Origin of the sequence: Bradyrhizobium sp. (assembly GCF_019244115.1) — a bacterium.
GTDB lineage: Bacteria > Pseudomonadota > Alphaproteobacteria > Rhizobiales > Xanthobacteraceae > Bradyrhizobium.
The window spans coordinates 1-7,253 of the sequence record NZ_JAFATE010000728.1 but is presented as its reverse complement, the minus strand read 5'-3'; the positions used below and the strand labels follow the sequence as shown (position 1 = coordinate 7,253).

Here is a 7,253-nt window from a genome sequence, read left to right as displayed (position 1 = left end):
GGTCGCACAGGAGTGTAGCTCAATTGGTAGAGCACCGGTCTCCAAAACCGGGGGTCGCAGGTTCGAGCCCTGCCACTCCTGCCAGCCGATAAGGCGCGGCAGCCAGGCTCTCCCAAGGATCGAACGGCCGGGGCCTTTGCGGGGCGGCTCGCACCTTGACCTTTGGCGAGCCCGGCAGTACATACCCGCCACCTGCAGCCGGCCCGCTTCAGAAGCGGACATCCGGCGCGGCTTTAAATCCCCCGAACAATCGAGCCTGGTTGCCGGCTTATCCTTTGCGAAGAGGATTGGGCTTTAGCAGGGCTGCTCGGTTTGCTTGAAATTCAAAACTTGTTTCGTCTTTGAGGACGGACGCGGATATCCACGATGGCGTTCAGCCCGTTTAAGTTCCTGCAGGAAGTGCGCGCGGAGACGGCCAAGGTCACCTGGCCGACCCGTCGCGAGACGACGATCACCACCATCATGGTGTTCGTCATGGTGGCGTTGGCGTCGATCTTCTTTTTCGCCGCGGATCAGATCATCCGCTATCTGATCACCTTGATCTTGGGCATTCACTGATGGCAACCGCCGCACTCCAATCGGGCGAAAAGCGCTGGTACATCGTTCACGCCTATTCCAATTTCGAGAAGAAGGTCGCGGAATCGATCCGTGAGCAGGCCAAGCAGCGCGGCCTTGAGGAACTGTTCGAGCAGGTCCTGGTGCCGATCGAGAAGGTCACCGAGGTCCGCCGCGGCCGCAAGATCGACGCCGAGCGCAAGTTCTTCCCCGGTTACGTGCTGGTGAAGATGAAGCTGACGGATGAGGCCTTTCACCTCATCAAGAACACGCCGAAGGTGACCGGCTTCCTGGGCGCGGAAAACAAGCCGATGCCGATCTCGGAAGCAGAGGCCATGCGCATTCTGAACCAGATGCAGGAGGGCGTGGAGCGGCCAAAGGCGTCGATCTCGTTCGAGATTGGCGAGAACGTCCGCGTCGCCGACGGCCCGTTCGCGTCGTTCTCGGGCGTGGTCGAGGAAATCGACGAGGCCCGCTCGCGCGTCAAGGTCGCCGTCTCGATCTTCGGCCGCGCGACGCCCGTGGAACTGGAATTCGGTCAGGTCGAGAAGGTCTGATCTGATGACGCGAGGCTTGCGCCTCGCGTGACAGAGGAGCGTGGGAGGACGGCGCGGTCTGCCAGCCGCATCCGATCCCGACCACGACACCTGAAACCGCCGGCTTTAATCGCCGGCACAACAGGAGTTGAGACATGGCAAAGAAAGTGACCGGATACCTGAAATTGCAGGTGCCGGCGGGTGCGGCCAATCCGTCGCCCCCGATCGGCCCCGCGCTTGGTCAGCGCGGCCTCAACATCATGGAGTTCTGCAAGGCGTTCAACGCCCAGACGCAGAAGGAAGAGAAGAACACCCCGATCCCCGTGATCATCACGATCTACGCGGACCGCTCCTTCACCTTCGAGATGAAGACCCCGCCGATGTCCTACTTCTTGAAGCAGGCGGCCAAAATCCAGTCCGGCTCCAAGGCGCCGGGCCGCGACAAGGCGGGCAAGGTGACGCGCGAGCAGGTGCGCGAGATCGCCGAGAAGAAGATGAAGGATCTCAATTGCGATACCATCGAGTCGGCCATGAAGATGGTCGAGGGCTCCGCCCGGTCGATGGGTCTCGAAGTTGCGGGGTAAGGCGCCATGAGCATTGGAAAGCGTTTGAAGAAGGCCCGTGAAGGCGTCGATCGCGAGAAGCTTTATCCGCTCGCCGACGCCATCAAGATGGTCAAGGAGCGGGCGAAGGCTAAGTTCGACGAGACCATCGAGGTCGCGATCAATCTCGGCGTCGATCCACGGCATGCCGACCAGATGGTGCGCGGCGTGGTGCTGCTGCCGAACGGTACCGGCCGCACCTTGCGGGTCGGCGTGTTCGCGCGCGGCGCCAAGGCCGAGGAGGCTAAGGCCGCTGGCGCCGACGTTGTCGGCGCCGAGGATCTGGTGGAGAAGGTGCAGGGCGGCAACATCGACTTCGATCGCTGCATCGCCACCCCCGACATGATGCCGCTGGTCGGCCGCCTCGGTAAGGTGCTCGGCCCCCGCGGGTTGATGCCGAACCCGAAGATCGGCACCGTCACCATGGACGTCACCGGCGCGGTCAAGGGCGCCAAGGGCGGCTCGGTCGAGTTCCGCGTCGAGAAGGCCGGCATCGTGCAGGCCGGCGTCGGCAAGGCATCGTTCGGTGCCGACAAGCTGGTGGAAAACATCCGCGCGCTTGCCGATGCCGTTGCCAAGGCGAAACCCGCCGGCGCCAAGGGCACCTACATCCAGCGCGTCGCGGTGTCCTCGAGCATGGGGCCCGGCGTGAAGGTCGAGCCGGGTACGCTGCTCGGCTGAGGCGCGCACGGAACTGTTCGAACTCGTGGGCGGAATCGGACAACCGGTTCCGCCCTTCGTCTTTGTAAGGCGTGACTTTTGCGTTTGATGACAGCGGCGTCAGGCGGCGACTGAAAAGAAGGCGGGAAAGAACAACAACATGCCCGAGAAAGTTCTGGTCCATTCGCGCTTTCCGAGAACCATGCTGAAGCGTTTTGGCGAGCGTTTCGAGTTGATGGATGCAGCCGGCAAGCCGGCTGGCGAGCTGTTCGCGGCCGAAGAGCTTGCCAGCGTCCGCGCGATGATTACTGCCGGCGGCAGACCGCTCGGCGCTGCGGCGATGGACCTGTTTCCGTCGCTTGGCGCCATCATCTGCTACGGCACCGGCTATGACGGCATCGACCTCGAGGCCGCGCGCAAGCGGAAAATCGTGGTCGGCCACAGCCCCGGCGCCAACGCATCCTCCGTTGCCGACATCGCAATCACCCTGATGCTCGCGGCGATCCGGCGCCTGGTCGTCGCGGACAATTATGTGCGCAGCGGCGACTGGGCCGCCGCAAAACCCTCGCTGATGATGCGGCCGCAGGCGGGGATGCGCGGACGCCGGGTCGGCGTCTACGGCATGGGCGAGATCGGGCGCAAGATCGCCGCCCGTGTCGCGGCTTTCGACACCGAGGTCGGCTATTTCAGCCGCAGCCGGCCCGACGTGCCGTACCAATATTTCCCGAGCCTGGAGGCGCTGGCCGACTGGTGCAGCATCCTGATGATCGCGGTTCGCGCCGGTGCCGACACCCATCACGCCGTCGATGCCGATATTTTTAGGCGGCTCGGTACGGACGGCCATGTCATCAACGTCGCCCGCGGCTCCGTCGTTGATGAGGCGGCCTTGGCTGCGGCGCTCGCAGACCGCACCATCGCCGGTGCGGGTCTCGACGTTCATGAGCAAGAGCCGCGAGCGCCGGATGCTCTGACCGCCCTGCCGAATGTGGTCCTGACGCCGCATATCGGCGGCCACACGCTCGAATCGCACACGGCGATGCAGGACTGTGTGATCGCCAACCTGGAGGCGTTTTTTGCGGGGCAGGCGCTGCCCTTCGCCGTGAAAACCGGCTAGCTGGGCGGAGGGGCCCGACCAAGCGGATTTAGGCTGAAGTTTGGCATTGAAAACTGGTGTGAATTTTGCCCTTGGCAAGCGCCGGGAGACCGGCTAAACACCCGTCCTCCGGACGTGCTGGCGAACGCTGGCCCGTTCGTGCGCGCATTCCGAAAACTCGCGAACGATTGGAGATCATTCCCTCTGAGGATATCCGCTTGGATTGCTCGAAGGGAGGATAAACCGCCGTTTTTGAGCGGGAATGGCGTAGGGACTACCCGGTCCGCCGGATGGTCCCGGTCCTGTCCGAGACTGCAGGCGCTTGCGAGGAAACGTAAGTTTCTTCAATGGCTTAATCGAATGGCCTGCATAGACGGGTGAAAACCGGATTTCGCCTCCTGGCCCGTCTTGCGGGCGACGGTGGCTTGTTTGGTTCGAACCTCGACACCCCGCCGGCCTCACAGGGCCCATCGGGAGGGCAGGCTTCTAAGTCGTCGTCTTGCCCGGCGTGTCCTTCGACTGATGTCGTAAGGCCAGGTTTTGGGCGGGACGGTGGGTGCAACCCGGCGGCCTCGCTCCGATACGCGAAGGCCGCCAACCGGAGAGAGCTTGCTGTGGAACGAGCGGCAAAGAAAGAGGCGGTCGAACAGCTCCAAACGGTCTTCAGGACCACGGGCGTCGCGATCGTTGCTCACTATTCCGGCCTCACCGTGGCCCAGATGCAGACTCTGCGCAAGCAGATGAAGCAGGCGGGCGCCTCGGTGAAGGTCTCGAAGAACCGTCTCGCCAAAATTGCTCTTGAAGGCACTGACGTCGCTTCCATCGGTACCCTTTTGAAGGGGCCGACCGTGATCGCAACTTCGAACGATCCGGTTGCGGCGCCAAAGGTTGCCATCGACTTCGCCAAGGCGAACGACAAGTTCGTTATTCTCGGCGGCGCGATGGGAGCAACCGTCCTGAATCCCGACGGCGTGAAGGCTCTGGCCTCGCTGCCGTCGCTCGACGAACTGCGCGGCAAGCTGGTCGGCCTCATCCAGGCGCCGGCAACCAAGCTCGCCCAGCTCTCGAACGCGCCGGCCGCCAAGCTCGCGCGGGTCATTCAGGCTCATGCCTCAAAGGGCGAAGCGGCCTGACGCGCTTCGCAAAACTCCAACCCTGGTTCGAACCAACGTTTAAGGAAACTGATCAATGGCTGACCTGAACAAGATCGTCGAGGACCTCTCGAGCCTCACTGTGCTCGAGGCTGCGGAACTCGCAAAACTGCTCGAAGAGAAGTGGGGCGTGTCTGCCGCCGCTGCGGTTGCGGTTGCGGCTCCGGGCGCCGGCGGTGGTGCCGCTGCGGCTCCGGCCGAGGAAAAGACCGAGTTCACCGTCATGCTGGCTGCTGCCGGCGACAAGAAGATCGAGGTCATCAAGGAAGTCCGCGCCATCACGGGTCTCGGGCTGAAGGAAGCCAAGGACCTCGTCGAAGGCGCGCCGAAGCCGGTCAAGGAAGCCGTCAACAAGGAAGAGGCCGACAAGATCAAGGCCCAGCTCGAGAAGGCTGGCGCCAAGGTGGAATTGAAGTAAGCGGAGATTGCTTCAATTCCACCTCCGACAAGCGAGGCGCGAGCCGAGCGCGATCCGGGGATCTGGCTCCGAAACGTGGATGGTCGGGTCGAGCCCGGCCATGACGGAGGGGAGAGACCAAGCAAATGGCGTGCAACGGACCGGTCCGGGGCACGCCGTACACGGAAAAGTGTGAGGGATCGGGGGCTTACCCCTCGATTCTTCAAAATTGTCAACCCATATTGGGTTGCCAGCACGAAAGCACGGTTGGTGGCAGGAAGGCCGGCGCTTCTTCCCATCAGGCCGTCGGGAGACGGGCAATTTCGGGCTTTTGCAGTCCGCGATGACATGGTTTGGACGGGCGGGTGCGTGTTTGCGCCCCGCGCGTCGTTTTGCGTTTTGATGGTCTGAAGAACAAATTCAGGACTTGCCCCTGAAATTGGGCTTTTGGCCTCGAAATGGATCGAAATTCAACCCGGGGGACGGTGGCAACCGTTGTCCGGAAGGTTCGTTCCCTCGGCGGGAGCGACGAAACGAGAGGCCACGATGGCGCAGCAGACATTTACCGGTCGCAAGAGGGTCCGCAAGTTCTTCGGACACATCAAGGAAGTCGCAGAGATGCCGAACCTGATCGAGGTTCAGAAGGCGTCCTACGATCAGTTCCTGATGGTCGAGGAGCCGCAGGGCGGGCGGGCCGACGAGGGCCTGCAGGCCGTGTTCCGCTCGGTATTCCCGATCTCGGACTTCTCGGGCACCTCGATGCTGGAATTCGTGCGCTACGAATTCGAGCCGCCGAAATATGACGTCGACGAGTGCCGCCAGCGCGGCATGACCTTCGCTGCGCCGCTGAAGGTGACGCTGCGCCTGATCGTGTTCGATATCGACGAGGAGACCGGCGCGAAGTCCGTCAAGGACATCAAGGAGCAGGACGTCTACATGGGCGACATCCCGCTCATGACCATGAACGGCACCTTCATCGTGAACGGCACCGAGCGCGTCATCGTCTCGCAGATGCACCGTTCGCCCGGCGTGTTCTTCGACCACGACAAGGGCAAGACCCATTCGTCCGGCAAGCTCTTGTTCGCCGCGCGTGTCATTCCCTATCGCGGCTCCTGGCTCGACATCGAGTTCGATGCCAAGGACATCGTGTTCGCGCGCATCGACCGCCGCCGCAAGATCCCCGTGACCTCGCTGATGTTCGCGCTTGGTCTCGACGGCGAGCAGATTCTGTCGACCTTCTACAAGAAGATCCTCTACAAGCGCGCCAAGGACGGCTGGCGTGTGCCGTTCGACGCCAACCGCTTCCGCGGCTATTCCACGGTCAACGATCTGATCGACGCCGACAGCGGCAAGGTCGTGCTCGAAGCCGGCAAGAAGCTCACCGTGCGCGCCGCGCGCCAGCTCCAGGAGAAGGGGCTGAAGGCGCTGCGTATGTCCGATGAGGAACTGGTTGGCAACTATGTCGCCGAGGACCTCGTCAATCCGAAGACCGGCGAGATCCACGCGGAAGCCGGTGAGGAAATCACCGACAAGCTGATGAAGGCGCTGAACGAGCAGGGCTACAAGGAGCTGCCGCTGCTCGACATCGACCACGTCAACGTCGGCGCCTATATCCGCAACACGCTGCATGCCGACAAGAACATGACGCGCGAGGACGCGCTGTTCGACATCTACCGCGTCATGCGTCCGGGCGAGCCGCCGACGCTGGAATCCGCGCAGGCAATGTTCCAGTCGCTGTTCTTCGACGCCGAGCGCTATGATCTTTCCGCGGTCGGCCGCGTCAAGATGAACATGCGCCTCGAACTCGATGCGCCCGACACCCATCGCACGCTGCGCAAGGAAGACATTTTGGCCGTCATCAAGACGCTGGTCGACCTGCGTGACGGCAAGGGCGAGATCGACGACATCGACAACCTGGCCAACCGCCGTGTCCGCTCGGTCGGCGAGTTGCTCGAGAACCAGTATCGCGTCGGCCTGCTCCGCATGGAGCGCGCGGTGAAGGAGCGCATGAGCAGCGTCGACGTGTCGACGGTCATGCCGAACGACCTCATCAATGCGAAGCCGGCGGTGGCCGCGGTCCGCGAATTCTTCGGCAGCTCGCAGCTGTCGCAGTTCATGGACCAGACCAACCCGCTGTCGGAAGTCACCCACAAGCGCCGGCTGTCGGCGCTCGGACCTGGTGGTCTCACGCGCGAGCGCGCGGGCTTCGAGGTGCGCGACGTGCATCCGACGCACTACGGCCGCATCTGCCCGATCGAG

The 7,253-nt window shown here is 62.9% G+C and carries 7 protein-coding genes, 1 tRNA gene and 1 pseudogene; all 9 read left to right on the top strand.

Annotated elements, in window-relative coordinates; all coding sequences use genetic code 11:
- The first annotated feature begins 8 nt into the window (after positions 1-8).
- Positions 9-84, top strand: a tRNA-Trp gene (locus tag JOZ76_RS31370).
- A gap of 282 nt (positions 85-366) precedes the next feature.
- Positions 367-558, top strand: coding sequence for a preprotein translocase subunit SecE (secE, locus tag JOZ76_RS31365; RefSeq protein ID WP_291705270.1), 192 nt, complete (start codon positions 367-369; stop codon positions 556-558).
- Positions 558-1,112 (top strand): transcription termination/antitermination protein NusG, encoded by a 555-nt coding sequence (nusG, locus tag JOZ76_RS31360; protein WP_291705269.1) that lies wholly within the window; start codon positions 558-560, stop codon positions 1,110-1,112. The genes secE and nusG overlap by 1 nt, the downstream gene beginning before the upstream one ends.
- A 134-nt stretch (positions 1,113-1,246) precedes the next feature.
- Complete coding sequence (rplK, locus tag JOZ76_RS31355) at positions 1,247-1,675, top strand: 50S ribosomal protein L11 (RefSeq protein ID WP_291705268.1); 429 nt, start codon at positions 1,247-1,249, stop codon at positions 1,673-1,675.
- 6 nt (positions 1,676-1,681) lie between these two features.
- A complete protein-coding gene (gene rplA / locus JOZ76_RS31350; protein WP_291705267.1) occupies positions 1,682-2,374 on the top strand; it encodes a 50S ribosomal protein L1 in 693 nt (230 codons plus the stop codon).
- 139 nt (positions 2,375-2,513) lie between these two features.
- On the top strand, positions 2,514-3,467 hold the full coding sequence (locus JOZ76_RS31345) for a 2-hydroxyacid dehydrogenase (protein ID WP_291705266.1): 954 nt from the start codon (positions 2,514-2,516) through the stop codon (positions 3,465-3,467).
- A 593-nt stretch (positions 3,468-4,060) separates the two neighbouring features.
- Entirely contained in the window at positions 4,061-4,579 is a 519-nt protein-coding gene (gene rplJ / locus JOZ76_RS31340; RefSeq protein ID WP_291705265.1) for a 50S ribosomal protein L10, read from the top strand.
- Between the two features lie 55 nt (positions 4,580-4,634).
- Positions 4,635-5,015 carry a 50S ribosomal protein L7/L12 gene (rplL, locus tag JOZ76_RS31335; protein WP_291705264.1) on the top strand — a complete coding sequence of 127 codons (381 nt, stop codon included), beginning with the start codon at positions 4,635-4,637 and terminating at the stop codon, positions 5,013-5,015.
- A gap of 525 nt (positions 5,016-5,540) precedes the next feature.
- Positions 5,541-7,253 (top strand): annotated as a pseudogene (locus JOZ76_RS31330) (DNA-directed RNA polymerase subunit beta); the annotation flags it as partial.